The sequence below is a fragment of the Saccharopolyspora erythraea genome, from assembly GCF_018141105.1.
GTDB classification, from domain to species: Bacteria; Actinomycetota; Actinomycetes; order Mycobacteriales; family Pseudonocardiaceae; genus Saccharopolyspora_D; species Saccharopolyspora_D erythraea_A.
In genome coordinates, this window is sequence record NZ_CP054839.1 from 2,170,993 (window position 1) to 2,194,449 (window position 23,457).

At 66.9% G+C, this 23,457-nt stretch carries 25 protein-coding genes and 1 pseudogene; 12 read left to right on the top strand and 14 right to left on the bottom strand.

All coding sequences use genetic code 11. The features are described from left to right. Positions 1–24: 24 nt before the first annotated feature. From HUO13_RS10060 to HUO13_RS38335, 5 genes and pseudogenes are all read right to left on the bottom strand, one after another. A complete protein-coding gene (locus tag HUO13_RS10060; protein WP_211901149.1) occupies positions 25–378 on the bottom strand; it encodes a hypothetical protein in 354 nt (117 codons plus the stop codon). After that, positions 345–431: pseudogene (locus HUO13_RS37335) on the bottom strand (IS5/IS1182 family transposase); the annotation flags it as partial. The pseudogene HUO13_RS37335 and the gene HUO13_RS10060, both read right to left, overlap by 34 nt. Before the next feature lie 107 nt (positions 432–538). Beyond that, on the bottom strand, positions 539–2,728 hold the full coding sequence (locus HUO13_RS10065) for a GmrSD restriction endonuclease domain-containing protein (RefSeq protein WP_211901150.1): 2,190 nt from the start codon (positions 2,726–2,728) through the stop codon (positions 539–541). Positions 2,729–2,831: 103 nt separating this feature from the next. After that, positions 2,832–3,152, bottom strand: a complete 321-nt coding sequence (locus HUO13_RS10070; RefSeq protein ID WP_211901151.1) for a transposase — start codon at positions 3,150–3,152, stop codon at positions 2,832–2,834. Between the two features lie 119 nt (positions 3,153–3,271). After that, the gene (locus tag HUO13_RS38335) at positions 3,272–3,460 is read right to left on the bottom strand and encodes a tyrosine-type recombinase/integrase (RefSeq protein WP_432757852.1); all 189 of its coding nucleotides are present in this window, start codon (positions 3,458–3,460) and stop codon (positions 3,272–3,274) included. 463 nt (positions 3,461–3,923) lie between these two features. Here HUO13_RS38335 and HUO13_RS10075 point away from each other — a divergent pair, with 463 nt between their 5' ends. Next, positions 3,924–4,295 carry a transposase gene (locus HUO13_RS10075; RefSeq protein ID WP_249124602.1) on the top strand — a complete coding sequence of 124 codons (372 nt, stop codon included), beginning with the start codon at positions 3,924–3,926 and terminating at the stop codon, positions 4,293–4,295. A gap of 65 nt (positions 4,296–4,360) precedes the next feature. Here HUO13_RS10075 and HUO13_RS38340 read toward each other — a convergent pair whose 3' ends face one another. Further along, positions 4,361–4,645, bottom strand: a complete 285-nt coding sequence (locus tag HUO13_RS38340) for a hypothetical protein (protein WP_211901152.1) — start codon at positions 4,643–4,645, stop codon at positions 4,361–4,363. A gap of 242 nt (positions 4,646–4,887) precedes the next feature. Between HUO13_RS38340 and HUO13_RS10085 the strand changes: the two genes are divergently transcribed. The 3 genes from HUO13_RS10085 (at position 4,888) to HUO13_RS10090 (ending at position 7,436) form a co-directional block, all read left to right on the top strand. Then, the gene (locus HUO13_RS10085; RefSeq protein WP_249124604.1) at positions 4,888–5,772 is read left to right on the top strand and encodes a transposase; all 885 of its coding nucleotides are present in this window, start codon (positions 4,888–4,890) and stop codon (positions 5,770–5,772) included. Positions 5,773–5,948: 176 nt separating this feature from the next. Further along, a complete protein-coding gene (locus HUO13_RS37340) occupies positions 5,949–6,173 on the top strand; it encodes a hypothetical protein (RefSeq protein ID WP_249124606.1) in 225 nt (74 codons plus the stop codon). 1,098 nt (positions 6,174–7,271) lie between these two features. Then, the gene (locus tag HUO13_RS10090; RefSeq protein ID WP_211901153.1) at positions 7,272–7,436 is read left to right on the top strand and encodes a hypothetical protein; all 165 of its coding nucleotides are present in this window, start codon (positions 7,272–7,274) and stop codon (positions 7,434–7,436) included. Between the two features lie 68 nt (positions 7,437–7,504). Here the strand turns inward: HUO13_RS10090 and HUO13_RS10095 are convergent, their stop codons facing one another. The 3 genes from HUO13_RS10095 to HUO13_RS10105 form a co-directional block, all read right to left on the bottom strand. Next, positions 7,505–8,629 carry a zinc-dependent alcohol dehydrogenase family protein gene (locus tag HUO13_RS10095; RefSeq protein ID WP_249124607.1) on the bottom strand — a complete coding sequence of 375 codons (1,125 nt, stop codon included), beginning with the start codon at positions 8,627–8,629 and terminating at the stop codon, positions 7,505–7,507. Next, on the bottom strand, positions 8,629–8,928 hold the full coding sequence (locus tag HUO13_RS10100; RefSeq protein WP_211901154.1) for a putative quinol monooxygenase: 300 nt from the start codon (positions 8,926–8,928) through the stop codon (positions 8,629–8,631). The genes HUO13_RS10095 and HUO13_RS10100 overlap by 1 nt, the downstream gene beginning before the upstream one ends. A 110-nt stretch (positions 8,929–9,038) precedes the next feature. Beyond that, the gene (locus HUO13_RS10105) at positions 9,039–10,217 is read right to left on the bottom strand and encodes a YDG/SRA domain-containing protein (protein WP_211901155.1); all 1,179 of its coding nucleotides are present in this window, start codon (positions 10,215–10,217) and stop codon (positions 9,039–9,041) included. Between the two features lie 103 nt (positions 10,218–10,320). Here HUO13_RS10105 and HUO13_RS10110 point away from each other — a divergent pair, with 103 nt between their 5' ends. From HUO13_RS10110 to HUO13_RS10125, 4 genes are all read left to right on the top strand, one after another. Beyond that, the gene (locus HUO13_RS10110; RefSeq protein WP_211901156.1) at positions 10,321–11,247 is read left to right on the top strand and encodes an NAD-dependent epimerase/dehydratase family protein; all 927 of its coding nucleotides are present in this window, start codon (positions 10,321–10,323) and stop codon (positions 11,245–11,247) included. A 112-nt stretch (positions 11,248–11,359) separates the two neighbouring features. After that, a complete protein-coding gene (locus HUO13_RS10115; RefSeq protein WP_211901157.1) occupies positions 11,360–11,932 on the top strand; it encodes an NADPH-dependent FMN reductase in 573 nt (190 codons plus the stop codon). A gap of 329 nt (positions 11,933–12,261) precedes the next feature. Further along, a complete protein-coding gene (locus HUO13_RS10120) occupies positions 12,262–13,224 on the top strand; it encodes a DUF3048 domain-containing protein (RefSeq protein ID WP_249124609.1) in 963 nt (320 codons plus the stop codon). 30 nt (positions 13,225–13,254) lie between these two features. Further along, entirely contained in the window at positions 13,255–15,501 is a 2,247-nt protein-coding gene (locus tag HUO13_RS10125; RefSeq protein ID WP_249124611.1) for an AAA family ATPase, read from the top strand. Here the strand turns inward: HUO13_RS10125 and HUO13_RS10130 are convergent. Together HUO13_RS10130 and HUO13_RS10135 are read right to left on the bottom strand one after the other, a co-directional pair. Next, entirely contained in the window at positions 15,474–17,063 is a 1,590-nt protein-coding gene (locus tag HUO13_RS10130) for an amidohydrolase (RefSeq protein WP_211901158.1), read from the bottom strand. The genes HUO13_RS10125 and HUO13_RS10130 overlap by 28 nt on opposite strands. 7 nt (positions 17,064–17,070) lie before the next feature. Further along, complete coding sequence (locus HUO13_RS10135; protein WP_282976287.1) at positions 17,071–17,988, bottom strand: endonuclease/exonuclease/phosphatase family protein; 918 nt, start codon at positions 17,986–17,988, stop codon at positions 17,071–17,073. A gap of 149 nt (positions 17,989–18,137) precedes the next feature. Between HUO13_RS10135 and mshB the strand changes: the two genes are divergently transcribed. Together mshB and HUO13_RS10145 are read left to right on the top strand one after the other, a co-directional pair. Then, entirely contained in the window at positions 18,138–18,962 is an 825-nt protein-coding gene (gene mshB, locus HUO13_RS10140; protein ID WP_211902792.1) for an N-acetyl-1-D-myo-inositol-2-amino-2-deoxy-alpha-D-glucopyranoside deacetylase, read from the top strand. A 143-nt stretch (positions 18,963–19,105) separates the two neighbouring features. After that, entirely contained in the window at positions 19,106–19,921 is an 816-nt protein-coding gene (locus HUO13_RS10145) for a phosphatidylinositol-specific phospholipase C/glycerophosphodiester phosphodiesterase family protein (RefSeq protein WP_211902793.1), read from the top strand. On the opposite strand, the gene HUO13_RS10150 is transcribed toward HUO13_RS10145, so the two are convergent. After that, positions 19,908–20,105, bottom strand: coding sequence for a DUF397 domain-containing protein (locus HUO13_RS10150; protein ID WP_432757831.1), 198 nt, complete (start codon positions 20,103–20,105; stop codon positions 19,908–19,910). The two genes, HUO13_RS10145 and HUO13_RS10150, sit on opposite strands and share 14 nt — an antisense overlap. A gap of 10 nt (positions 20,106–20,115) precedes the next feature. Further along, the gene (locus tag HUO13_RS10155; protein ID WP_211901159.1) at positions 20,116–20,946 is read right to left on the bottom strand and encodes a helix-turn-helix domain-containing protein; all 831 of its coding nucleotides are present in this window, start codon (positions 20,944–20,946) and stop codon (positions 20,116–20,118) included. A 158-nt stretch (positions 20,947–21,104) separates the two neighbouring features. Between HUO13_RS10155 and HUO13_RS10160 the strand changes: the two genes are divergently transcribed. After that, the gene (locus tag HUO13_RS10160; RefSeq protein WP_211901160.1) at positions 21,105–21,317 is read left to right on the top strand and encodes a hypothetical protein; all 213 of its coding nucleotides are present in this window, start codon (positions 21,105–21,107) and stop codon (positions 21,315–21,317) included. A gap of 36 nt (positions 21,318–21,353) precedes the next feature. Here HUO13_RS10160 and HUO13_RS10165 read toward each other — a convergent pair whose 3' ends face one another. After that, a complete protein-coding gene (locus tag HUO13_RS10165; RefSeq protein WP_211901161.1) occupies positions 21,354–22,076 on the bottom strand; it encodes a GntR family transcriptional regulator in 723 nt (240 codons plus the stop codon). Positions 22,077–22,257: 181 nt separating this feature from the next. On the opposite strand from HUO13_RS10165, the gene HUO13_RS10170 reads away from it, so the two are divergent. Continuing rightward, complete coding sequence (locus HUO13_RS10170) at positions 22,258–23,457, top strand: NRAMP family divalent metal transporter (protein WP_249124613.1); 1,200 nt, start codon at positions 22,258–22,260, stop codon at positions 23,455–23,457.

Genomic DNA, 23,457 nt, shown 5'->3' on the forward strand with positions numbered 1-23,457 from the left:
GAACGCATAACGCAAGACTGCTGGTCAGCGTTGGTAACCGACTTCTGGAATCTCACAGGGTAGCAAGCTCTCTGAAACTGGATAGGAAGTCAGGATCTCGCAGTTGCCGCTCGAACTGACGGTGGTCTGCATGGCCGCAGCAGTGAGCTTAGCGCTGCCCATCAAAGAAGAGGCGACACTGTCGTCGTCAACGGTCCACTCGACGAGCTTGCCGCGGCTCGTGCGAGCGTCCTTGCGGAACCGGAAATCCGTTCGGGGTACGCCTGACACGGCCTGTTCGAGAGACTCCCCGTCGTAGCGCGACAAGGTTTCTTGCATTGCCTCGATCTCGGGCGGGGAGAATCGCGGGCCAGCAGTACCCGCTGCAACTCGTCCCATACCCCGGCCTCCTGCCATTCGGCCAACCGGCGCCAACAGGTCCGTAGCTGACCTCCCACGGCTTCGGGCGAGCCATCGCACGCTTTCACCAAACGTGATCAACCCACGTCCTCACCAGGCCGAAATCATCCCAGGTCTGATCACCAGTATGTTAGGAGCTCTACTGAATCCCGAGCTGTTGACCGCCGTCCAGCCCTCCGGCGGCGAGCGCCCGCGCACGTACATCTGCGAGAGTCTGTGAGGAGTCCCTGGCGAGCCTCCAGAAGGTCCACCCGTTGCACGATTGCCGGTTGACTGCGTACATCGCTGCACGGGAGGGATTGGGGAAGAGCTCGCCGGTGCTCAGTTGGATCTTGCCGTCGCTAAGGATGCACGCTTCGTGGTTCGTTCCCTTGTGCTTGCCCAAGATCTGCTCGTGCGGGCTAAGGAACTCGGCTGTGAGGAGGTCGCTGAGCGACACGTCGTAGTTGGCACGCGTGCGCCGTGCCTGCCGGCGCTTGGGGCCGACATTTCTTGGGACTGAGAAGCCGAGCCGCTCGGGGGCCCAGATGATTTCGCACAGTCGGATGTAGAGCTGCTGCCGTTGCTCGATCGACTCTTTGGTGAATTCGTCATAGTGCGTCATTATCTTATCAAGTTTGTAGGTTTTCAGAAACCTGCGATATCTCGGGAAATTCCGGTAGCTTTCCTTGTTTAACGATCTGGCCAGCATGTTCTGCCGGAAATAGAATGGCAGCTTATCGGGGTAGGTCTTGTCGTTGAAGCTGGAATTGTCGGATTTCGGCAGGAGTAGCAGTCCGCCCAGCCTGTTGCGGGCCGAGTGAAACGCTTTCTCTGTTTTTACTTCGGCCTGATGGCGTTCGAACTTGTTGGCCCAGATGTGTTCGATCTCGAACGGCGCTTCACCGGCGACATAACGTACGAACTCGCTGAGCTCGGCGCGATCGGTTTCGCACTCGGATTCGACGAAGGCGGTCAGTCTCGCCAGCAGGTAGCGTATATGGCGCCGGTTATCCGGCTGGAGTCCGAAGCTCGTCATGCCCCTGAACTCGTCGGTCACCTCGGCGATACGTGCTGACAGGAGCGTGCAGAGCTGAGCGGCCGAGCCGATCCCCCGGACGTCGCGGACGAGCTCGTAGATGTCATCATCAAGCTCGTTCGGTCGGCTGACGCTTCCGTTGACCAGCTTCCGAAGGTAGATGAGGTCCAGAAATGACCCGACCAGCGCGGCCTTGTGCCGGAACTCTGTTTCCGTGTCGCTGGGCTTCACGGCAGCCATGATGAGCAGGTACTGTTTGTCCAAGCCGTTCTCGGCGTTGTACCTGATTGCTGCGAACTCAGGGTCCTGGCTGCTTGCCGCCGCAAGCAGAGTCCGGTATCGGAGGGCGAGGGTGGCGATAGTGGTACTGAGAAACTGCCGGTAGTCCTCGGAGGTGCGCAAACCGATGCGGTCGGCGTTGGTCCGGACCCATTCATGACTGGCGTCACTGACAGCGGCCCGGTCGTTCTCGTCGTCGATCGTGGCGTACTTCGCCAGCAGAAGAGTCTCGAGAAACTCACCGGGGGCTCGCGCGCCGAGCGCGGAGAGCTGGGTGAGCATCTCGCGCCACTGGTTGTTCAGATCAGTCGTGTCCTGGCGCGCCTTCTCAATGAGGTGTCCCTTCAGCAGATCGATTGGGGCGAGCCGAACACCGCGGTCGTTCATGGTGACGAAGATTTCCCAGCCGTGCTGGTTGCTGTGCGCCTTGATGCCGACCATGCAGACACGCGTGAGTAACCAGTCGGTAAAGTGTAGTAAGGCTTCACCGGCGAGTTCGTCGGGGAAATCTTCCTCCAGATCCCGTGATCGATCGTACAAGTTGCGCACGGAAGGACTTGGGTCCCCGGGCAGCTCGTATGGGAAGGATTTGACTAGCGAGTGCAGCAACGTGTCTCTCTCCGGCGCATGCACGGTGAATGTAGTCTCCCCATAGCTGGACGTGGAGACGAGGTTGTGAAGCTTGCCGGCTTCCTCATCCTCCTCACGATCCTTCATCAGCCGGTACAGGTGGATGAGGAGGAGATGCAGCGTGGTAATACGCTGCTGACCGTCCACGAGGACGGTGGTTTCACCGGATTCAACATAAACAAAAGGCCCGAGAAAGTACGGGTGGTACGCGGCGGTTTCTCGCCGGCTATGAGTGGGGTTCCAGGATTTCTTAAAGCTCCGGTGGAGATCGTGGACGAGCGTGGCAACATCGTGGCGGTCCCAGCTGTACTCGCGCTGATAGTTGTCTACCGTGAAGGTTCGGTCCCCAGAGAACAGCTGATGTATGGTATACGAGTGCCCCTGAATCGGCGCGTCGGCCACGGTGTCCCCTCATTGCGTGCGGCGTTGTGTGATCAAGACTTAGCAAATGGACGCGAGTTCGTCATTCCGCTAAATGGGGCACGGACAGCGGGCGGGTTCCGAGTCAGTAGGCTTCGGCGGCGATGTTCCGGTGGTGTGTCGGTCCGGCCACGTCTGTTGATTGGGCTCTGCTGATGCGCTCTCGTCGGCGCCGAACCGCACGGCGAAAGCGCCTCCAGTCGCTCAACCGCGCACGCTCCACAGGACTCATCTCGGGCTCAGGTTCAGGGTTGTTCCGCCGCCAGGCATGCTCCCGGCTACCCAGGGTCCCGGGGTTGATCTCCAGCTCCCGGGCCGCCTCGGCCACCGGACGGCCGGCGGTCACCACCAGCGGCACCGCCTCGGCCTTAAACTGCGGGCTGAAGTTCCGATGCTTGTCTGACACGGACACATCCCCTCAATCGGGCGTCCCTGTCCAAAAGGCTTGTTATACCTCAGGTTCAGCTTGTGGGCGTTAGGAGTTGGTCGGCTGATGATGCCGGCGTTCTAGCTGTGGTGTGAGTGCTACCAGCGACGCTCGAGCACGGTGATCAGGTGGTCGATCAAGGGCTGAGTGACGTGGGAGTAGATGCCTGCGACGCCGGGCATGTGATGGCCGAGCCGTTCGTGTGAGAGTGCTTGATCGATGCAGTCTTCGTTGAGCCAGGTCTTGTGCGTGTGACGTAGGCCGTGAAAGGTCAGCCCAGGCTGAATCGTTGCTCAGCCGCGCTGCACGTCTCCCGCGACCGCAGGGAGCCAGACGCGTTGGCGAAGGTTGGTTCGGCGCAGCAAGATACCGCGCGGTCCGGTGAAAACGTGGTCGTGAGGTTGCTGCGCGGCGTGCTCACAAAGGAGCGGGACCAGGAACGCGGGCGGGTGGACAGCGCGGGCGCTTGCCGGAGTCTTGAGTGGGCCCAGCTCGAGTCGACTACCGAACTCGTGAAGTGCGCCCCTGTCTGGGCCGACGGTGATGTATGCGTTTCCGTCGAGAGTGACGTTGCGCCACCGCAGCCCGGCCAGGTCGCCCCACCGCATGCCGGTGTAGGCGGCGGTAATGATCAACGTTCGATACGGCGGAGTGCAGCGATCAGCGGTACGACTTAATGATCTTCTTGTAATAGGGTGAGTCGCTGGGGTTGCGCTGGCCTACCGGCCCGGTAGCAGCCAGGCGACGTTGGTGTTTCAGGCCAAGCACGGGGCCTATGACACCGCCTCGCTGATCGAGTTCCTCACCGACCTGCACGACCACCTCGACGGTGCGCCGGTGACGCTGATCTGGGACGGCCTGCCCGCCCACCGCTCGAAAACCATGAAAGCCTGGCTGGCCACCCAACGACACTGGCTGCGCGTCGAGTCACTTCCCGGCTACGCCCCCGACCTCAACCCCGTCGAAAAGATCTGGGGCAACGTCAAAGCAACCGAACTGGCCAACCTCTGCCCCGAGACCATCGACCAAGCACACACCGCCGCGGAGGCCGGCCTGCAACGCATCGGTAGCAGCTACCAACTGTGCTTCTCCTTCCTCGACCACACCGGCCTCCACCTATGACAAACAAGATCACCCAAATACCGAAAGATCATTAGGGCCCCAGGGGTGGTGGCCTCCCGGTGTGGTCACGGCCGCAGGTTGAGTTTGAGGTGTCGGCACGGGTTCTTACCGATGTGGTCCTCATCGACTGCCTCAGCCAGGATCATCGATAGAATGCTGACGATGTCGCTTGCAGTGGCATCAGTGAGCTGTCGTCGGAGTTCCTTCACCCACTGCTTGATCGTGATGTGGCTGGTGTCAGCCAGCGGAGTGTCGCAGAACCGCGGCAAAAGGTGGTTGTGGAGATGCGCTTGGTACTTCGCCCATGTGCTCTCGGCAACGTCGTGGGCTCCGCACAAAGCTCGGTCCACTCGCCGAACGCGGGTCCCGGTGAGTCTAGCTCCAATGCCGTGTAGTTAGGGCTTCGGCTCGGCTGTCAAGGTGTCTGAAACGGGCAACGAAGTTCCTGCTAGAACAGTATCGATCAAAGTCACTATCTGTAGGAACTCCGCTGGAAGCTGAGTCTGTCATCACCCGCACCTTTCAGGGTTGCCGGGGCCGATTCGTGCCGGTCACCTCGGTGATCTAGCTCACCGAGCTTGTGCCGTTCGACATGGTCGACGAGGCGCTGGCCGAGACTTGTGCAGTGCAGTCCCGGCTGCGGGATCTGCCCTCCCGTGTGGTGGTCTATCTGCTGCTGGCCGCCTGTCTGTTCCCCGAACTGGGGTATCCCGGCGTGTGGGCCAAGCTCACCGGCGGCCTGAGGAGTCTACCGACGGCGACACCGACTGCGGCGGGTTGTTCCAGGCGCGCCGCAGGGTGGGCGTGGCGTCGTTGCGTCGGCTGTTCGACCTGTTACGCGGCCGTGCCGCCGCACCCGGCGCGCTGGCGCGGGCTGTTGGTCTGCGCGATCGACTGCACCCCGATGAGTGTGCCGGACAGCCGGGCGAACCTGACCGGATACAGCAAGCACCGATGCAACAACGGCGGCTCGGGCTATCCACTGCTGCGACTGGTCGCCGTGGTGGCCTGCGGCACCCGCACCATCATCGACGTGGTGTTCGGGCCGACCACCACCGGCGAGATCACCTATGTCCCACGACTGGCCCGCACCCTGCGTGCCGGAATGATCCTGTTGCTGGTTCGTAACTTCGCCGCCTGTGACTTGATCGGAGCGGTCGCCGCGACCGGTGCCGAAGTGATGGTGCGCCTGAAAAACAGCCGTGTTATGCCAGTTCTGGCCCGATTCGCGGACGGCTCGTATCTGTCGGTGCTGGGCTCGACGAAAGTCCGAGTGGTCGATGCCGAAATCGCCATCGTCACCAGCACCGGCTGCCGCACCGGCCTCTACCGGCTGCCCACCACCCTGGGCGACCACCACCACTATCCCGCCGCCGAGCTGGTCGCCCTCTACCACCAGCAGTGGGAGATCGAAACCGCCTACCTGGAACTGAAGTCCACCACCCTGGGCGGCCGAGTCCTGCGCGCCCGCACTTGATCCGGCATCGCCCAGGAGATCTACGCCTGCTAATCACTACCAACTGCTGCGCACCGCCATGGCCGACACCACCGGCAGCGGCCCCGGGGACCACGGTGGACCGGGCCAGCTTCACCGTCGCCCTGCAGGCCGCCCGTAACTAGCTCGTGCTGGCCGCGGGCGTCATCGCCGACACCGTGAGCAACCTGGTCGGCGCAATCGGCACACACGTGCTGGCCAACCTCATGCCCGACCGGCGTCTACGTACCACACCACGCGTGGTCAAACGCGCGCTCTCCAAGTACAACGCCAAGGGCAGCGTCGACCGCACCACCCACAGGCCACCATCAGCATCGATGTCCTCGCCACAGCAGAATCTTGACAACCAGGGCAAACGCCAAACTACACGGCATTGGATCTAGAACCGGGCGTGTTCGCTCCCGATCGGTTCGTGACCAGTGCCAATGTCAGCGGCAAGGATGTTCTCGTAATCGACGACACCTGGACAGCGGGTGCGAAATGCAGGCGGCAAGAGTGACTCTAAACAACGCAGGTGCACGTACTGTCGCAGGTGTTGCGATCGCTAGATGGGTAAACGGGGACTGCAAGGGCAACGCGGCGGCGCTGAAAAAGGCGAAACAGACGCGCTGGGCGTGGGACATATGCTGCCTCGAGCACTGTGGTAACCGGTCCGCAAGTGGTAGCTAGCGGATTGGCTGGCCCGCGGCTATCGAACGCTAGGCAGTTCGTGTGTTACCACTGGACGGGGCCGCAAGGTCCTGTCGGCGCGTTGGCGGCACTCATCCGCAGAGAGTCGTGCCCGACGGAACAACCGCAGAATGTGTACCGACACCTGCGCCGAATACGAGCTGGTGAGGGCCTCCAGGCCGTGAACGTGGTTACTCGGCATCTCCACTTCACAACCGGAGGCATTGACCACGGCTCATCCACGATCGCGTGTCACCGATCCAACCCGGGGCCAACTTCCCTCTGACCGCACCGCGGAGACCTCTGTGCTGTCGTAGGCACTCGCTTCATTGTGGCCAGCGGCCTACAGGTGATGGCCGGGGTGGGAGGAAATTGGGAGGAGTCGTCTGAGTCGAACTGGACTTTGCTGTGCGCAGTGGCTCCGAAACGGCGCCCACCTAACATGCAGCTTCTCTGTTTGTGCTGATCAGAGTGGCTCTCGGGCGCGCCTTACAAGCAAGGGGTCGTAGGTTCGAACCCTACTGCGCCCACTCCTTTGACCTGGTAGAACGGCGTTCGCTTCGGGTTTCGCCGCTTCCGCTTTGATGCGGTCGGCGCTGGCGCGCGATTCGCAATCGCGTCGAGCCCGAGAATTGCGCCACGTCCGTTAGCAGTATTTTTCCCGCAGAATTCGCCCCGCGGAGTCTCCAGGGCATTCGCCCCGCGGAGTCTCCCGGGCGTTTCATTTCTCCGTCGCGCCGTGTCGCTCTGGCAACCGAACGTGCGGCTGCGGCGTGCGTAAGTGCACACGGCGCAGAGGACGGGGGTTTCGGATGGCGGACTGGATGTGGGGGCTGGTCCTGGTGGGCGGGGTTCTGCTGCTCCTCGGCTTCACGGCGTGGCAGGGGCGCGACCGGAGCGGCGGTGGTGGGAGCGGCGGCAGTGGGGCGTCGAGCTACTGGGACTCCGGTGGGGGTGGTGGCGGCGGCGCTGACTGATCGTCGGCATACGTCTCATCGTCGATGAGTGAGCGGCGGGTCCGATACCGCCGCTCACGACAGCACCGCTACATCAGCACGACCTGGCGTACCGCTGTTCCGTCGTCCAGGCGGTCGAAGCCGGCGTTGATCTCGTCGAGCCCGAGCCGGTGCGACAGCAGCGCGTCGACCGGCAAGGCGCCTGATTGGTACATCTGGATGAACCTGGGGACGTCGCGCCGCGGCACGCAAGAACCCAGATAGCTGCCTCGCAGTGTCCGCTCCTCGGCGACGATGCTGAGCGCTGGCAACGTCAGGCGGGCCTCGGGATCGGGCAGCCCGACCGTGACGGTGGTGCCGCCGCTGCGGGTCGCGTCGTACGCCTGTTGCAGCACGTGCACCACGCCGGTCGTGTCGAGGACCTTCTCCGCGCCTCCGCTGGTGAGTTCGCGGACGCGCAGGACCGCGTCCGGACCGCCCTCGACGGTGTGGGTGGCGCCGAGTTCGGAGGCGAGTTTCCGCTTGTGCTCCACGAGGTCCACGGCGACCACTGTGGACGCTCCGGCCGCCTTCGCCGCGAGCAGCGCGGCAAGTCCGACACCGCCGAGGCCGAACACCGCCACGCTGTCACCTGGCCGGATCTGCGCTGAGTACAGGGCGGCGCCGGCCCCGGTCAGGACCGCGCAGCCGAACAGCGCGGCGATCTCGAAAGGTACCTCCGTATCCACCTTCACCGCCGACCGGGACGACACCACGATGTGTTCGGCGAAGGCTGACACGCCGAGGTGGTGGTAGGGCCGGGAGCCGTCCTCCTCGGCGAACCGCATGCCGCCGCCCAGCAGAGCGCCCTTCGTGTTGGCCGCCGCAGCAGGGCCGCACAGCGCCGGGCGGCCCGCCACGCAGCGCTCGCACTCCCCGCACGACGGGACGAACGCGAGCACGACGTGATCGCCGGGCTCGAAGCCGCTGTCCTGACCGGCCTCCACGACCTCACCCGCCGCCTCGTGCCCCAACGCGAGCGGAAGCGGCCGGGGGCGCGAACCGTTGATCACCGAGAGGTCCGAGTGGCACAGCCCGGCCGCCCGCACCCTGATCAGCAACTCGCCGGGCCCCGGCGGGTCGAGCTGGAGTGTGGTGACGTCGATCGGCCGGGAGGTCCCGTAGGGCTTCTCAGCTCCGGATTCGCGCAGTACGGCCGCACGCACCTGCATCATCACGCCTCCGATCCGGCGACCGGCGTGCACCGCGTCACCTGCCGCTCCAGCAACAGCGGAATCACCTCGCCGACAACGATCCGCTTGAAGTGCTCCGTCTCGCAGTGCCGGGCGAAGTCGTCCTCGGTGTCGTACTCCTCGACCAGGGCGACGATGTCCTCGTCGGTCCCGGCATGCACGCCGTAGCGGCGACACCCGGGCTCGGCCAGCGACGCCGGCACCATCGGCTCCAGCAGTTCCAGCACCCGCGCCCGCTCACCGGGCTTGGTGACGTACCGCGCGACCACGACGAAACTCATGCTCCTCCGTTCAGGCGGCCGCAGCCCGGTTGCTCCGGCTCAGCGACCAGGGTGCGGTGTCGGGGGTAGTGGGCGCCAGCGTCGGACGCCACTAGCTGGGAGGAGTGCGGTCACCGCGGGTGGATCGACCGGTGATGGGCTAGGTATTCCACCGCGATGTCGTGGTCCGAGTGACGAGTCAGCGGCGTTGGGGCCTGTCCGTTCTGGTGAACCGTGAAGTCGTCGGCGATGGTGATAGCGCCACCGTCGAACAAGACATGGCAGTTCGGGCACAGGCAAAGCACGTTGGAAACAACGTCTGGTCCGTGGTGCGGGCTACCGAGTGCCTTGATGTGAGCACCCTCGGAATACCCGCGACCCCCGATCGAGAGGCGCACACCGCAGACTTGGCACGTGTGGTCGTGCAGGCGCTTCACGTAGTCTGCGATCTTCGTGGAGCGGATCTTTCGCTGGATTCTTGTTACCGCCACGCCCGGCGAGTGATTCCCTGCCGGAGGCTGCATCGTTTGAGAGTGTGTTCCGGGGGTGACCTCCTTTTCGGGAGCATCCACCGCTTCAAGTCGGTACCGGCAGATCTTGAATCCGCTCTTGCCTGTGCCCATCCAATGCCCGACGACCCGGTAGAGGCCGTCGTAGCGGCACCCCTTCTCAGGGAGGTACTTGTGCCGTTCCGGATCGGGCTTGCTTTTCGTGGCGCCCCTGATGACGCGTACTGGCTCGCCGGAGAGTTCGCTCGTCACGAGCGCGGCGTTGCCCGAGTCGCTGAAGGATTGATCCTTGGTTTGGTGCCGTGCGCCGGGCTCCTTGCCGCCATGTCCGGTATAAATGATGACCGACCAGAAGTCTTCGTCATCTTCGTAACCGTCCGAAACAACGATGGACTCCGCGCCAGTCTCCCCGGTTCCAACGATGCCTGCCTGAAAGCTGCGATGCATCCCGACGCGGGCGGCTGCCTTGCGTGACTCGAAGCTAGAGCCAACTGGATAGCCGTCCATTTCGCCGAAGTGCTTTCTGGTGGCTTCATAGACCTCAAGCTCGAAAGATTTGAGGATTTTGGCGAACTCTTCTTCCCTTTCGCTGAACACTAGGATTGACAGCGGGCTTCCCGTTGCTCGCTTATGGGTTGCTGAAACTAGTTCGTAGGCATCGTAACGATGGCCGGCACGCTCGATCAGGAACCTGTTGCCCGGTTGGACTCCGTGTTTGGAGCGGAACTCCTCGCTCCCCAACTCGTCGTGTTCGCTGATCGTCTTGTAGAGGGCGTCTCGGGTAAGCGCGTCGATGCTCACGTCGTCACACTAATGGGTGTCACCGACACGTGTGGCGAAACTGCAAAGAGTCAGAGCGGGGAGTCGTCGTTCGCCCTGCTCCCAGACCTGCTTGCATGGAGGCATGCGCGTAGTTGTCACGGGAGCTGCTGGGTACGTCGGGCGGGCGGTGGTGGGGGAGTTGCTGGGCGCCGGGCACGAGGTCGGGGCGCTGGTGCGGCGGGCGCCTGCGGCGGACCTCGGGGAGGTGGAGCTGCACCACGGCGACCTGCTCGACGAGGACGCGGTGGCGGCTGCGGTAAGGGGTGCGGATGCCGTCGTGCACCTGGCGGGGCTGACGCGGGTGCGTGAGTCGGTGGAGCACCCGGGGCGGTTCTACCGGGTGAACGTCGGGGGTACTGCGACGGTGGTCGAGGCGCTGATGAGCACGGCGGCGGCCACGGGGGCCGTGCCGCGGTTCGTCCTCGCTTCGACCGGGGCCGTGTACGGGGCGCCGAAGAAGCAGCCGATCGCCGAAGACGCGACGCCGCATCCGCAGAGCCCCTACGCCGCAACGAAGTTGGCGGCGGAGCAGTTGCTGGACGCCGCTGCGAATGCGGGTGGGATCGCGGCGGCGACCGTCCGGATCTTCAACGCCGCGGGGTCGGTCGGCGGCCACGCGGATGCCGACGACACGCGGATCATCCCGCGCGCCCTGGCCGCGGCGGCGGGGCACATTCCGCATGTCGAGGTGTACGGCGACGGTTCGGCGGTGCGCGACTACGTGCACGTCGCCGACATCGCGAGCGCGATCGGGACAGTCCTGGCGCACAGCAGCGAGGGGCGGCACGAGGTGTTCAACGTGGGCGCGACGCCGGCGAGCGTGGCCGACATCATCGACGCGGCCGAGGCGGTGACCGGCCGTCGGGTTCCGGTCGTCCGCAAGCCCGCCAACCCCGCCGAGTCGCCGGAACTGCGCGCCGACACCGCCAAGCTCCGCGGGCTCGGTTGGGAGCCCCGGCGCTCCGCTCTCCGGCAGCTCATCACCGACCAGTGGAACCCGACGCGATGACCGGACGGAGTGGTCTGCGCAACAGGGTGTTGACCTCTACATAACTGGAAGTCTCAGGATTCTTCCCGTCGCAAGCAGTCCCGAAGAGGGGCTACGTCGAAGGGAATTCGTGATGTCCGAGACCGCGCTGCGCCTGGCCGTCATCGTCGGTAGCACCCGTGAAGGCCGTTTCGCCGAGACGGTGTCCGCTTGGTTCGCCGAGCAGGCCCACACGCACAACGACATGGACGTCGACGTCATCGACCTCGCCGACGCCGGGCTGCCAGCCGTGCATCCGGCCGAGGCCACACCGCCGTTGCAGGACTTCGCCGCGCGCCTCGACGCCGCCGACGCGTTCGTGATCGTGACGCCGGAGTACAACCACGGCTACCCGGCGTCGCTGAAGTTCGCCATCGACTCGGCGTACCGGGAGTGGAATGCCAAACCGGTCGGGTTCGTCTCCTACGGCGGTATCTCGGGTGGACTGCGGGCGGTGGAGCAACTGCGGCAGATCTTCGCCGAGCTGCATGCGGTCACCGTCCGCGACACGGTCAGCTTCCACGGTGTCTGGGGGCAGTTCGGTGAGGACGGCAACCCGGTCGATGCGGAAGGCGTGAACCAGGCCGCGAAGAAGATGCTCGACCAGTTGGTCTGGTGGGGTAGGGCGACGCGGGACGCCCGCACCCACCGCCCCTACGCCGCCTAGGGGTCCAAGGGGGATGGCCGGCAGGGCGGGTCTGTGGACTCGCGGAGCGGGAACCAGGCCGGGGTCTTGCGGGGCGGGCCGCATTGGGCCGCATCGCGCTGGACGACGCCAACGACGGAGCCCGGCACGGCGGCAGCTCGCCGGTAGCCGCAGCCTCCGTGACCGGACCTGGTCGCCGAGGTGCGCCGAACGCACCGCCGAACCGGATATCCCGGACAAGTCGCCGCCGCTCCTCTGTCCTTGCCGCCCAACCGGACCTATCCAGGCGGACCGCTCTGGAGGGAAGCTACTGCGATCACGCTGACCCGCAGGGGCGCTGGGGAGGGCTGATGCGGCGGCCATGGCTTTCGCGAGTGCTGGGTGTCCTGACGGCGACCACGCTGCTGCTCGTCGGCGGCGTGGTCGCCCAGCGCACCACGACGCTCCCGCACGTCGCGCCCGCCGCTCCGCCGCCGGCTCCGGCGCCGCAGCCGGCGCCGCCTCCGCCGCTGGGGCCGCCGGTCCTCGCGGTGAAGGTCGACAACGCTCCCGCCGCGCGCCCGCCGACCGGGCTCGGCGCCGCCGACGTCGTGTTCGTCGAGCCCGTTGAGGCCGGCATCACCCGGCTGATCGCCGTGTTCGCCTCCGCGCGACCGCCGGTCGTCGGGCCGGTGCGCAGCGCGCGCGAGACGGACCTGCACCTGCTTCCGCAGTTCGGCCGCCCGACGCTGGCTTTCTCCGGTGCCGCGCCCGAACTGCAACCCGCGATCGACCAGGCGTCGGTGCACAACGCGTCCGCCATCGCGACGCCGAACGCCTACTTCCGCAGTGGTGACCGGAAAGCCCCGCACAACATGTACGTGCGCCCCGATCGCCTGCCGCCCGGTGACGGATGGTCGCCGCGTGCGCCGCTGGTGTTCGGGCCACCCCCGCCCGGCGGGGTGCCGAGCACCGGCCAGGAGGTTCGCTACCGCGCCGCGTCGATGTCCTTCCAGTGGTCGGACGGGCGATGGCTGGTGTCGATGGACGGACGTCCGCACGCTTCCGTCGACAGTGGACGGACAGCGGCGAGTACCGTTGTGCTGCAACACGTTCCCGTGCGCGACTCGGCTCTCGAAGACAGCGTCGGCAACGTGTCGCCGTTCGCCGAGACCGTCGGTACCGGCCGGGCCACGGTGTTGCGTGACGGCATGGCGTGGGAGGCGACGTGGTCGCGTCCGGCGCCCGACCTCGGCACCACCTACACGACGCCGACCGGTGAGCCGATTCCGTTCGCCCCGGGGCAGGTGTGGATCGTGCTCGTCCCGGCCTGACGCGGCACCTAGCCCGAACGCGCACGAAAAATGAAGCTGGCGAACTCGCAGGAGATGTGGAACTGTGGAGATTTGGTGTCTGTGAAAACAGACCAACTCCACTTCCAATCAAATTGTATCGAATGCGAGGGGAAAGTGTCAAACGGTGGGCGGGATGGAGAACTGGCGGCCGATCGCGAACACGTCGCGCACCTCTACCGGCGCGTCGCTGCCGAGCGCGAGGCGCTGACGAGCAGGCTCGATGCGACGGTGCGCGAGAGCACACCAGGCGCGGAATGGCAGCGCGACATGGCGTCCGACGCGTTGCGGCAGCGACTCAGCGCACTCCGGATCGCCGACAACGGATTGTGCTTCGGGCGTCTCGACGACCGCGACGGCAATCGCACCTACATCGGCAGAATGGGCGTTTTCGACGAGTCCGAAGAATACGAGCCGTTGCTGCTGGACTGGCGTGCCCCGGCGGCTCGGCCGTTCTACTGCGCGACCGCAAAGCACCCCGATGGCATCGTGCGGCGCCGGCACCTGCGCACCAGCGGTCGTGCGGTGGTGGACTTCCACGACGACTTCCTCGACGAGGGCCACGCCCCGGCCGACTCCGCGCTCCTGGCTGCGGTCGACGCCCCGCGCGGCACGACGATGCGCGACATCGTCTCGACGATCCAGGCCGAGCAGGACGAGATCATCCGCCTCGACCACCCCGGTGTGCTGGTGATCGACGGCGGACCCGGCACCGGCAAGACCGTCGTCGCACTGCACCGGGTCGCCTACCTGCTGTACCACCGACGCGAGACGTTGTCCCGCCGCGGGGTGCTGATCGTCGGGCCGAACCGCGGTTTTCTGCGCTACATCAGCAATGTGCTGCCCAGTCTCGGCGAGACCGACGTGGTGTCGGCGACGCCGGGGGAGTTGTTCCCCGGCGTGGCCACCGCCGCGGAGGAGGAGCCCGAACTCCAGCGCCTGAAAGGACGTTCGTCCATGGTGGACGTCCTCGCCGCGGCCGTTGCCGATCGCCAGGAAATCCCACACCACCCGATCCCGATCGAACTGGACGACGTGACGGTCCTGATCGACGAGACGACAGCCACCACCGCCCGCGAGAAGGCCAGAGCCACCGGATTCGCCCACAACAAGGCACGACCGGTGTTCCGCCGCGCGCTGATCGAGTGCCTGACCGACGCCGCCGTGAACAAGATCGGCGAAGGCTGGCTCACGACAGCGGACACCGCGATCAGGAACGACCTCGCCGCTGACGTCCGCCACGAGCTCGAACGCAGTCCGGACCTGCGCGACGCGCTCGACGAGCTGTGGCCGCGCCTCACTCCGCAACGCCTGCTGGCGGACCTGTTCGGCTCCCGGGAGCGATTGGCCGCCGTGGGCCTCGGCGAGGAGTGGTTCCGCGTGCGAGGCGACGCCTGGACGGTCTCCGACGTGCCGCTGCTCGACGAGGCGGTGGAGTTCCTCGGGCAGGAGGAACGGCCGCAACAGCGCCAGGACGTGGACTACGCGCTCGGCGTCCTGCAGATCCTCGACACCGACGAGGACGACGAGACGCTGCGCGCGGTGGACGTCATCGACGCCCGGCAACTCGCAGAACGCAACGTCGAGCGCGACCACCGCTCCGTGGCCGAGCGGGCCGCCGCCGACCGCGACTGGACCTACGGCCACGTCGTGCTCGACGAGGCGCAGGAGCTGTCCGAGATGGACTGGCGGCTGATCATGCGCCGCTGCCCGTCCAAGTCCGTCACCATCGTCGGCGACCTCGCGCAGCGCCGGTCCGAGGCGGGCGCGCGGAGCTGGGCGGACATGCTCGACGACCACGTGCCGAGGCGCTGGCTGCACCGCAGGCTCGCGATCAACTACCGCACGCCCGCCGGGATCATGGCCGTCGCCGCCGAGGTCCTGGCGGGGCTGGACCCCGCGCTGGAGCCGCCGGAATCGGTTCGGGCTAACGGAATCCTGCCGTGGTCGAAGCAGGTCGCCCCCGAAGAGCTCGGCGAGGCGGTGGCAGACGCCGTCCGTGACGGCACGGTCGTCATCGCCCCGGCAGAGCTGAACCTGCCGGAAGCGATGACGCCGAAGGCGTCGAAGGGCCTGGAGTTCGATTCCGTCATCGTCGTGGAGCCGCAGAAGATCCTGTCCGGACGGCAGGGTTTGGCGGAGCTGTACGTGGCGCTCACCCGCGCCACGCAGCGGCTCGGCGTCCTGCACACCGAGCCGCTGACCGGCGCGTGGAGCCGAAAACTGGAGCCCTACGAGGTCGGGCGGCCGGAGAGGTAGGTGCGCAGGACCTCGATGTCCCCGATCTCCTCCGGCTCGACGGCTCGCGGGTCGGCGCTCAGGACGACGAAGTCGGCCTGCTTGCCCACCTCCACCGATCCGACCTCGTGCTCGGACCGGAGCTGCCACGCCGCGTCGATCGTCACCGCCCGCAGCGCCTCCTCGACCGTGATGCGCTCCGCCGCGCCCAGTACCAGCCCGCGGCCTGCGGTGCGTCGCGTCACCGCGACCTCGATGTTGCGTAGCGGCTCGCTCGGTGTGACCGGGACGTCGTTGTGCAGCGAGATCCGGATTCCGGCGTCCAGCGCACTGCGCGCGGCCGTCCACCCCTGCGCGCGTTCCCCGAACAGCTCGCCCATCACATCGCCCCAGTACCGCACGTGGGCGAGGAAGAGGCTGCACGTCACGCCCAGCTCCGCCGCTCGCCGGTACTGACGGCCGGTCATGAGGCAGCAGTGCTCCAGCCGGGTCCGGTGGTCCTCGCGCGGCACCTCCCGCAACGCCGCTTCGATCGCGTCGAGCACCAGGTCGATCGCGGTGTCGCCCTGGGCGTGCACGGCGATCTGCTCCCCGGTGGCCAGCGCTTCGACGCACAGCGCGCGCACCTGCGCCTGCGTGTAGTTGCAGCAGCCGCGCTTGCCGGCGACGCCGAGCCGCCGCGAGAGCTCGGTGTCCTGGTACGGGAACGACGCCGCGAACGTGCCCACCCACGGCGAGCCGTCCGCCCACAGCTTCACACCGACGTCCCGGAACAGCGGCCCACCGGCCGGTCCGTCCACGTCCGGCCGGTTGGACATCCGGTAGGCCCGCACCCGCACCGCCGGGTGCGCCTGCGCGTGGAAGAGCGGGCGGCTCGACGGGTCGAGCGCCAGTTCGCCGACCGTCGTCACGCCCGCCGCGGCGTAGGCGGCGTACTCGCGGGCGAGCAGCACCGGTGCCTCCTCCGGCGTCACCGCCAGCGGCGCACCGGCCATGATGATCGTCGCCGGGATCTCCTCGGCGCGGCCGGTCGGATCGCCGTTCTTGTCGCGGACGAACCACGAGCCCTCCGGGTCGGGTGTGTCGCGGTTGATGCCGGCTGCCGCCATGGCGAGCGTGTTGCCCCACGCGGAGTGGGCGCTGTTGTGCAGGACGGCCAGCGGGTTGCGCGGTGCGAGGTGGTCCAGGTACTCGCGCGTCGGCTCCGGCAGTTCGGGCCGCAGCAGTTCCTCCCACCCGACCACGGCCAGCGCCTCGCCGGGCTCGGCGGTCGCGACGGCCGCCCGAACCTTGGCAAGTACCTGCTCCGAGGTCGGGCAGACGGGCGCCCGGACGTCGATGACGCCACGACCTCGGAACGACATGCCCAGGCTCGGGTGTCCGTGCGCTTCCACGAACCCGGGCAGCAGCGCGTTCCCGCCGAGGTCGACGATCTCCGTCGCCGGGCCGGCGAGGCCGAGGACCGCCGCCCGCGTCCCCACCGCAGTGATCACGCCGCCTGAGACGGCGACGGCTTCTGCGGTGGGATTCGCCGGGTCCATGGTGACGATCGGTCCGCCGGTGAGGACCAGCTCGTTGTTCACCGCAGCCTCACGCGAGCTCGACCAGGGCGTGGACCGGCAGGTGGTCCGACGGGAACCAGCCGTCCTTGTGGAACGGGTTGATCGCGGCCTTGAGCACCCGCATCCGGTCGTTGGCGAGCAGCCAGTCGATCCGGTCGCCGCCCTCGACCGGCTCCTTGTACCCGCCGAAGGTGCCCCACGCCGGCGTCAGCCGCTCGGCCGCCGTCTCCCAGCCGTCGGCGAGCCCGCCCGAGGTGAGGATCCGGTAGGACTCCGAGTCCCCGGCCCGCGTGTTGAAGTCGCCCGTCAGCAGCACCGGCAGCCCTGCGTCGAAACCGGCGATGCGGTCGCGCACCAGAGCCGCGCTGCGCTGCCGCGAGTTCTCCGACTGGTGGTCGAAGTGCGTGTTGACGTGGATGAACTCGCGACCGGTGCGCAGGTCCCGGAACCGAACCCAGGTGACCATCCGGACCACGGTGTTGCCCCACGTCGCCGACCCGATGACGTTCGGCGTGTCCGAGAGCCAGAAGTGGTCGTAGTCCAGCGGCTCGACGCGGCGGGTGTCGAAGTAGACCGACATGAACTCGCCGCGCCCGCCGCCCTCGCGGCCGAGCCCGATCCAGTCGTAGTGCGCCGGGATGTCGGCGCGGACCTGCTTGACCTGGCTGTAAAGCGCTTCCTGCACGCCGAGCAACGTCGGCGACTCGGCGTTGAGCAGCTCGGCCAGGATCGGGCGGCGCGTGCTCCACGCATCGGGGCTCGGTGGCACGGCCTTGGAGTCGTAGCGGATGTTGAAGCTCATCACGTGCAGCCGCTCGCCCTGGGCGGGGCCGATGAGCGGGCCTTTCGGACGGGCCATCGCGTGCCCGGCGCCGACCACGCCGGCGACACCCGCCAACCCCGCCATGCCGAGCACACCTCGTCTGGTCACCCGAGATCGGGACAACAACGTCTCCCTCCAGTCCTGCGAACTCACCGGCGGAGTCTCGCCGCACCAGCGTGCCCCGCGTTGACGCCGAGGGGAACAGTGTCGGAAAACTCCGGAGCAGCAGGCGGAACTTCGCTACGCTGGTACATATGAGTGAACGGCGCCTTTTGCTGGTCCACGCCCACCCCGACGACGAGTCGACCGGGACCGGCGCCACGATGGCGCGCTACGCGAACGACGGCGCGACGGTGTCCCTGGTGACCTGCACCAGCGGTGAGCTGGGAGAGGTCGTGGCCGACGATCTCGCGCACCTGCGCGGAAATCCCGACGCGCTCGGCGAGTACCGTCGCGGCGAGATCGCCGAGGCGCTGCGCGAGCTGGGCGACATCCGCCACCACTGGCTGGGCGGACCCGGGCGTTTCCGCGACAGCGGCATGGCCGGTGAGGACTCCAACGACTCGGCGGAATGCTTCGCCAAGGCCGACCGCGACGACGTGACCCGCGCGATGGTCGAGATCCTGCGAGCCGAACGCCCGCACGTCGTGATCACCTACGACGAGACCGGCGGTTACGGCCACCCCGACCACATCGCCGCCAACCGCGCGGTCATGCAAGCGCTCGAACCCGCCGCCGACAGCGCCTACCTGCCCGAACTCGGCGAGCCGTGGGACGTGCCGAAGGTGTACTGGACGACGTTGCCGCGCTCGTTCCTCAAGGACGTCGAGGCCGCCGGGGTCGAGGGCTTCGAGCCGTTCACCGTCCCGGACGAGGACATCACCGCCGTGCTCGACGGCCGCGACCACCACGGCAGGAAGCTCGCCGCCCTGCGCACCTACCGCAGCCAGGTCAACCTCGACGACGGCGACTTCTTCGCGAAGATGGTGCTGGACCCGCGCTTCGCGGTCGAGCACTACCTGCTCGTGCGCGGGGAACGCGGTCCCGGTTCCGGGCCGTACAACTGGGAGAACGACCTCTTCGCCGGTCTGGACTGACCCGGCTGCACCGTTCGCCCCACCTGTCATCGGCGGACGGCCGAAGTTCACCCACGGGTAGTGGACTGCGGATAACCTCCCGGCGTTGATCACCCCGATCCGCCGGGAGGTTATCCGTGCGCCGCATCGTCCCCCTGTTAGCCATGTCGCTGGCCCTGCTGGCCGGTGCGCTACCGGCTTCGGCCGCCGCGCCGGACGCCGTCACCCCGCTGCCGCAGGCGCACGCGCACAACGACTACGAGCACGACCGCCCGCTCCTCGACGCCCTCGACCGCGGGTTCACCAGCGCCGAAGCCGACATCCACCTCGTCGACGGCGCGCTGCTGGTCGCCCACGACCGCCCGGACACCACCCCCGAGCGCAACCTCCAGGCGCTCTACCTCGACCCGCTGCGCGACCTGGTGAAGGCCAACGGCGGATCGGTCTTCCCCGGCTACGACGGCGAGTTCCAGCTCCTGATCGACATCAAGGCCGACGGTGCGGCGGCGTACGAGCTGCTGGACAAGATCGTGCGAGACCCGGCGTACGCGGGCGTTTTCACCCACTACGCCGGAGGCGAGGTCAAGCCGGGGCCGGTGACGATCGTGCTCTCAGGCGACCGCCCGCGCGACGTCATGGAAGGCCAGGACGACCGCTACGCCTTCTACGACGGCCGCATCAACGCCGACGGCGACCTCGGCATCGGCGCGGACGCCAAGCTCGTGCCGCTGGTCTCGCAGAACTGGACCAACGAGTTCTCCTGGATCGGCATCGGCGGCATGCCCGAGGACCAGCGCGCGAAGCTGCACAAGATCGTCGACGACGCGCACGCCGCGGGTCAGCGCGTGCGTTTCTGGGCGACTCCCGACGTGCCGCTGCCCAACCGCGAAGCGGTGTGGCGCGAACTCGTCGACGCCGGCGTCGACCACATCAACACCGACGACCTCGACGGTCTGGCGAAGTTTCTCAAGAAGAACTAAGGCGGCCGAGGAACGCCGCCCACGCCTCGGGCGTGAACGCCAACGCTGCGCCGTCCGGGTCCTTGGAGTCCCGGACGGCGACAGCCGCCCTGACGAAGGCGACCTCGACGCAACTCCCATTGCCGCCGCCGCCACTGCGGCTGCTCTTTCGCCACTGGGCACCAGCGAGGTCCATGCCGCCCATCCCTTCATGGCTAGATGCCGCCAGCCAGCCTATGGATCAGCGTGGCTGAGTCGCTGCCGTTCAACGCTTCCGCACGCAGACGTTCGAACGCCAGAGTAGCTATGGCGATCGAGTGGTCCTTCTCCACGTGCATCGAACCAACGGCGTGCTCGATGAACAGAATGTCAGGTTCATCAGGGTGTGGGTAGCTCAGCAGTGAGAACGAGCCTTCCAGGCCGCTGTGGGCACCCGAACCGTTGGCCACCACCTGCAGCGTGACGTTAGGCAGCTCCATCAGCTCCAGCAGTTTCGAGAGCTGCCGTCGCATGACTTCGGCGCCCCCGATGGATCTCGTCAACACGCTCTCCTCGACGATGCCCGTGAAGCTCAACGGGCGATCATCATCGAGCAGGCGGCGTCGGCGCAGCATCCTGGCAGCAACGGCATTGTCGATCTCGTTCGGAGGAAGGGCTTTGCTGGCTTCGAACAGTGCCCGTGAGTAGTCCTCGACCTGGAGCAGTCCAGGTACGAAAGAGAGTTGCCACTCCCGTACCGATACCGCGTCCTCCTCCAGGTCGAAGTAACCTCTGTTCTTGATCCCATACGCGTGCCACCAGGGCTTCTCCTTGGCCGCGCGGGCCAGTTCGAGCAGGTCCTCGTCGTAGGTGTCGTAGAGGTCCATCATCGAGCGCACTTCGTGCACCGACGTGGCCACCTCCCCGGTTTCCTTGCGGCTCAGGGCACTGGCGGACATGTCCAGCCCGGTCGCCGCCTGCTCCTGCGTCATCCCGGCGGCTTCGCGGAGCTGGCGGATGCGGCGCGCCAGGCGACGGCGCCGGAACGGGATGGTCGTCGTGACCACGGGACCGACCTCCGATCAACGGTGATCGTCCAATGATCCACGCGGGAAACCAGGATCGGGATTCCCGATTCCGGTATTCCCGATCGGACCGTTCCCGCTTCTGGGTTCCCGTGTGGACACTCGCCGGTACCGCTACCGATTCCATGGAGGTTTTGCCGATGACACCGCGAATCTTCGGACTGGCGTGGCCGGACGAGGATGGCGAACCCGACGCCGACAACGTGTGCATGTGGGGCATGGAGCTGCCCGAGAACGCCGTCCTGTACTGGCAGGACGACAACGGGCGCAGCCAGTTCGCCGTTTTCGAGTCCGTCGAGAGGGCGGCCGCCCGCTACGGCCGCGCCTTCAACCTGGTTCTGCACCGCCCCTGACGGCACGCGACCCGAGGGGTGTTGCCGCTACCGGCGTCACCCCTCGGCGACGTGCGTCCGCTGCCGGTGCTTGAGCGTGTAGGCGTGGACGAGCTGCGTCTGCGCCTTGTCGAAGTAGTCCTCCAGCCGCGCGACCGCGGTCTCCAGCTCGCCGTCCGCGATCAGGTCGGCGATGTCTCGGTTCAGCTCCAGGTACGGCTCGTAGAACTCGCGGGGGTGCTCCATGATGTGGAACGCCAGCCGCAGTTCCGCGAGCAGCTGGTCCATCGTCTCGTTGAGGCGCATGCTGCCTTCCAGTGCCGCCAGGGCGCGGTGGAAGTGCATGTTCGCGGTGCCGACGTCCTTCCAGTGCTGCCGCCGGGACGCCCGCTCGCCCTCGGCGACCGCCGCGTCGATGTCGGCGACGAGTTCCTCCAGCGCGTTCGAGGCGCGGCGGACGGCGCCAACCTCCAGGATGCGTCGCGAGCGGTAGAGGTCCTCGACGTCTTCGACAGACGGTATCCGGACGAACACCCCGCGGTTGAACTCGTGCACCAGCAGCCTCTCGTGCACCAGCAGCCGGAACGCCTCGCGCAGCGTGTTGCGCGAGACCGCCAGTGCCTCAGCGGCGCCCTTCTCCGAGAGCTGGGTGCCGGGTTCGAGCATCCCCTCGATGATCCGCTGCCGCAGCACTCCGGCCACCTGCTCGGCTGCGCTCGTCCGGTCCAGCAGTCCGCGGTCGGCGGCGAGCAGGTCGGTCCACTGGTTGGTGGCGGTCATCGAGCTCCCTGGCGGTCGGTCCCTCCGTGGCAGTTTAACGAGAAAGATTCGGCAGGGGTATTGCAGGATTGTTCAACAATTCCCTATGTTTGCCGGAACCGCGGCGGGAGGTAGGCCAGAGCATCGACGACGGTGCTCGCTGATGAGGGAGCGGAGTTCCATGGCCGAAGACGCAACTGCAATGCAAAGATCCGGCCGTGCCGGCCGCAGCGCCCTGCTGGGCGCGGTGTTCCTGATGGCAACCAGCGCCATCGGTCCGGGGTTCATCACCCAGACCACGCAGTTCACGGTGCAGCTCGGCGCTGCCTTCGCCTTCGCGATCCTGCTGTCGATCGTGATCGACATCGCCGTCCAGCTCAACGTCTGGCGGGTCATCGGCGTCTCCGGCAAGCGAGCCCAGGACCTCGGCAACAGCGTGCTGCCGGGCCTCGGCTACGTGATGGCCGCGCTCGTGATCTTCGGCGGGCTGGTGTTCAACATCGGCAACGTCTCGGGGACCTCGCTCGGGCTGGACGCCCTGTTCGGGCTGGACGTCAAGATCGGCGGCACGATCTCCGCGCTGATCGCCATCGCCATCTTCCTGAGCAGGCGCGCCGGGATCGCGATGGACCGCATCGTGGTCTTCCTCGGTGTGCTGATGATCGGGCTGACGCTCTACGTCGCGATCATCTCCAAGCCCCCGGTCGGCGAGGCGCTGCGCCAGACCGTGTGGCCGGACCGGATCGACTTCCTGTCGATCACCACGCTGATCGGCGGCACGGTCGGCGGCTACATCACCTACGCGGGTGCCCACCGGCTGGTCGACGCCGGGGTGACCGGGCCCGAGCGCGTCAAGTCGGTCAGCCGGAGTTCGGTCCTGTCCTTGCTGGTCACCGGTGTCATGCGGGTGGTCCTGTTCCTGGCGGTGCTCGGCGTGGTCGCGGGCGGTGTCGCCCTTTCGGGTGGAAACCCGACGGCGTCGGCGTTCCAGCACGCCGCGGGCGAGGCCGGACTGCGCCTGTTCGGCATCATCCTGTGGGCCGCCAGCATCACCTCCGTCATCGGCGCCGCCTACACCTCGGTGTCGTTCCTGGTGACGTTCTCGCCGCGGCTGGAGCGCATCCGCAACTGGCTGGTCGTGGCGTTCGTGGCGATCTCGACCGCGGTGTTCCTGCTGCTGGACCAGGCGCCGGTGACGCTGCTGGTGCTGGCGGGCGCGCTCAACGGCCTGATCCTGCCCGTCGGGTTCGGCGTCCTGCTGTGGGTGGCGATCCGCCGCCAGGACCTCCTGGGCGGATACCGCTACCCGCGCTGGCTGCTGGCGATCGGCGTGGTCGCGTGGCTGCTCACGGTGTACCTAGGGGTGAACTCGCTCGGCGGCATCGCCGCTCTGTGGAAGTGA

What these genes read in the sequence shown, in the direction of transcription:
- HUO13_RS10060 (WP_211901149.1), bottom strand. Translation starts at nt 378, where the DNA reads ATGGGACGAGTTGCAGCGGGTACTGCTGGCCCGCGATTCTCCCCGCCC.
- HUO13_RS10085 (WP_249124604.1), top strand. Translation starts at nt 4,888, where the DNA reads ATGGTCGACGAGGCGCTGGCCGAGACTTGTGCAGTGCAGTCCCGGCTG.
- HUO13_RS10090 (WP_211901153.1), top strand. Translation starts at nt 7,272, where the DNA reads ATGGCGGACTGGATGTGGGGGCTGGTCCTGGTGGGCGGGGTTCTGCTG.
- HUO13_RS10095 (WP_249124607.1), bottom strand. Translation starts at nt 8,629, where the DNA reads ATGATGCAGGTGCGTGCGGCCGTACTGCGCGAATCCGGAGCTGAGAAG.
- HUO13_RS10100 (WP_211901154.1), bottom strand. Translation starts at nt 8,928, where the DNA reads ATGAGTTTCGTCGTGGTCGCGCGGTACGTCACCAAGCCCGGTGAGCGG.
- HUO13_RS10110 (WP_211901156.1), top strand. Translation starts at nt 10,321, where the DNA reads ATGCGCGTAGTTGTCACGGGAGCTGCTGGGTACGTCGGGCGGGCGGTG.
- HUO13_RS10115 (WP_211901157.1), top strand. Translation starts at nt 11,360, where the DNA reads ATGTCCGAGACCGCGCTGCGCCTGGCCGTCATCGTCGGTAGCACCCGT.
- HUO13_RS10120 (WP_249124609.1), top strand. Translation starts at nt 12,262, where the DNA reads ATGCGGCGGCCATGGCTTTCGCGAGTGCTGGGTGTCCTGACGGCGACC.
- HUO13_RS10125 (WP_249124611.1), top strand. Translation starts at nt 13,255, where the DNA reads ATGAAGCTGGCGAACTCGCAGGAGATGTGGAACTGTGGAGATTTGGTG.
- HUO13_RS10145 (WP_211902793.1), top strand. Translation starts at nt 19,106, where the DNA reads ATGTCGCTGGCCCTGCTGGCCGGTGCGCTACCGGCTTCGGCCGCCGCG.
- HUO13_RS10150 (WP_432757831.1), bottom strand. Translation starts at nt 20,105, where the DNA reads ATGGGCGGCATGGACCTCGCTGGTGCCCAGTGGCGAAAGAGCAGCCGC.
- HUO13_RS10160 (WP_211901160.1), top strand. Translation starts at nt 21,105, where the DNA reads ATGACACCGCGAATCTTCGGACTGGCGTGGCCGGACGAGGATGGCGAA.
- HUO13_RS10165 (WP_211901161.1), bottom strand. Translation starts at nt 22,076, where the DNA reads ATGACCGCCACCAACCAGTGGACCGACCTGCTCGCCGCCGACCGCGGA.
- HUO13_RS10170 (WP_249124613.1), top strand. Translation starts at nt 22,258, where the DNA reads ATGCAAAGATCCGGCCGTGCCGGCCGCAGCGCCCTGCTGGGCGCGGTG.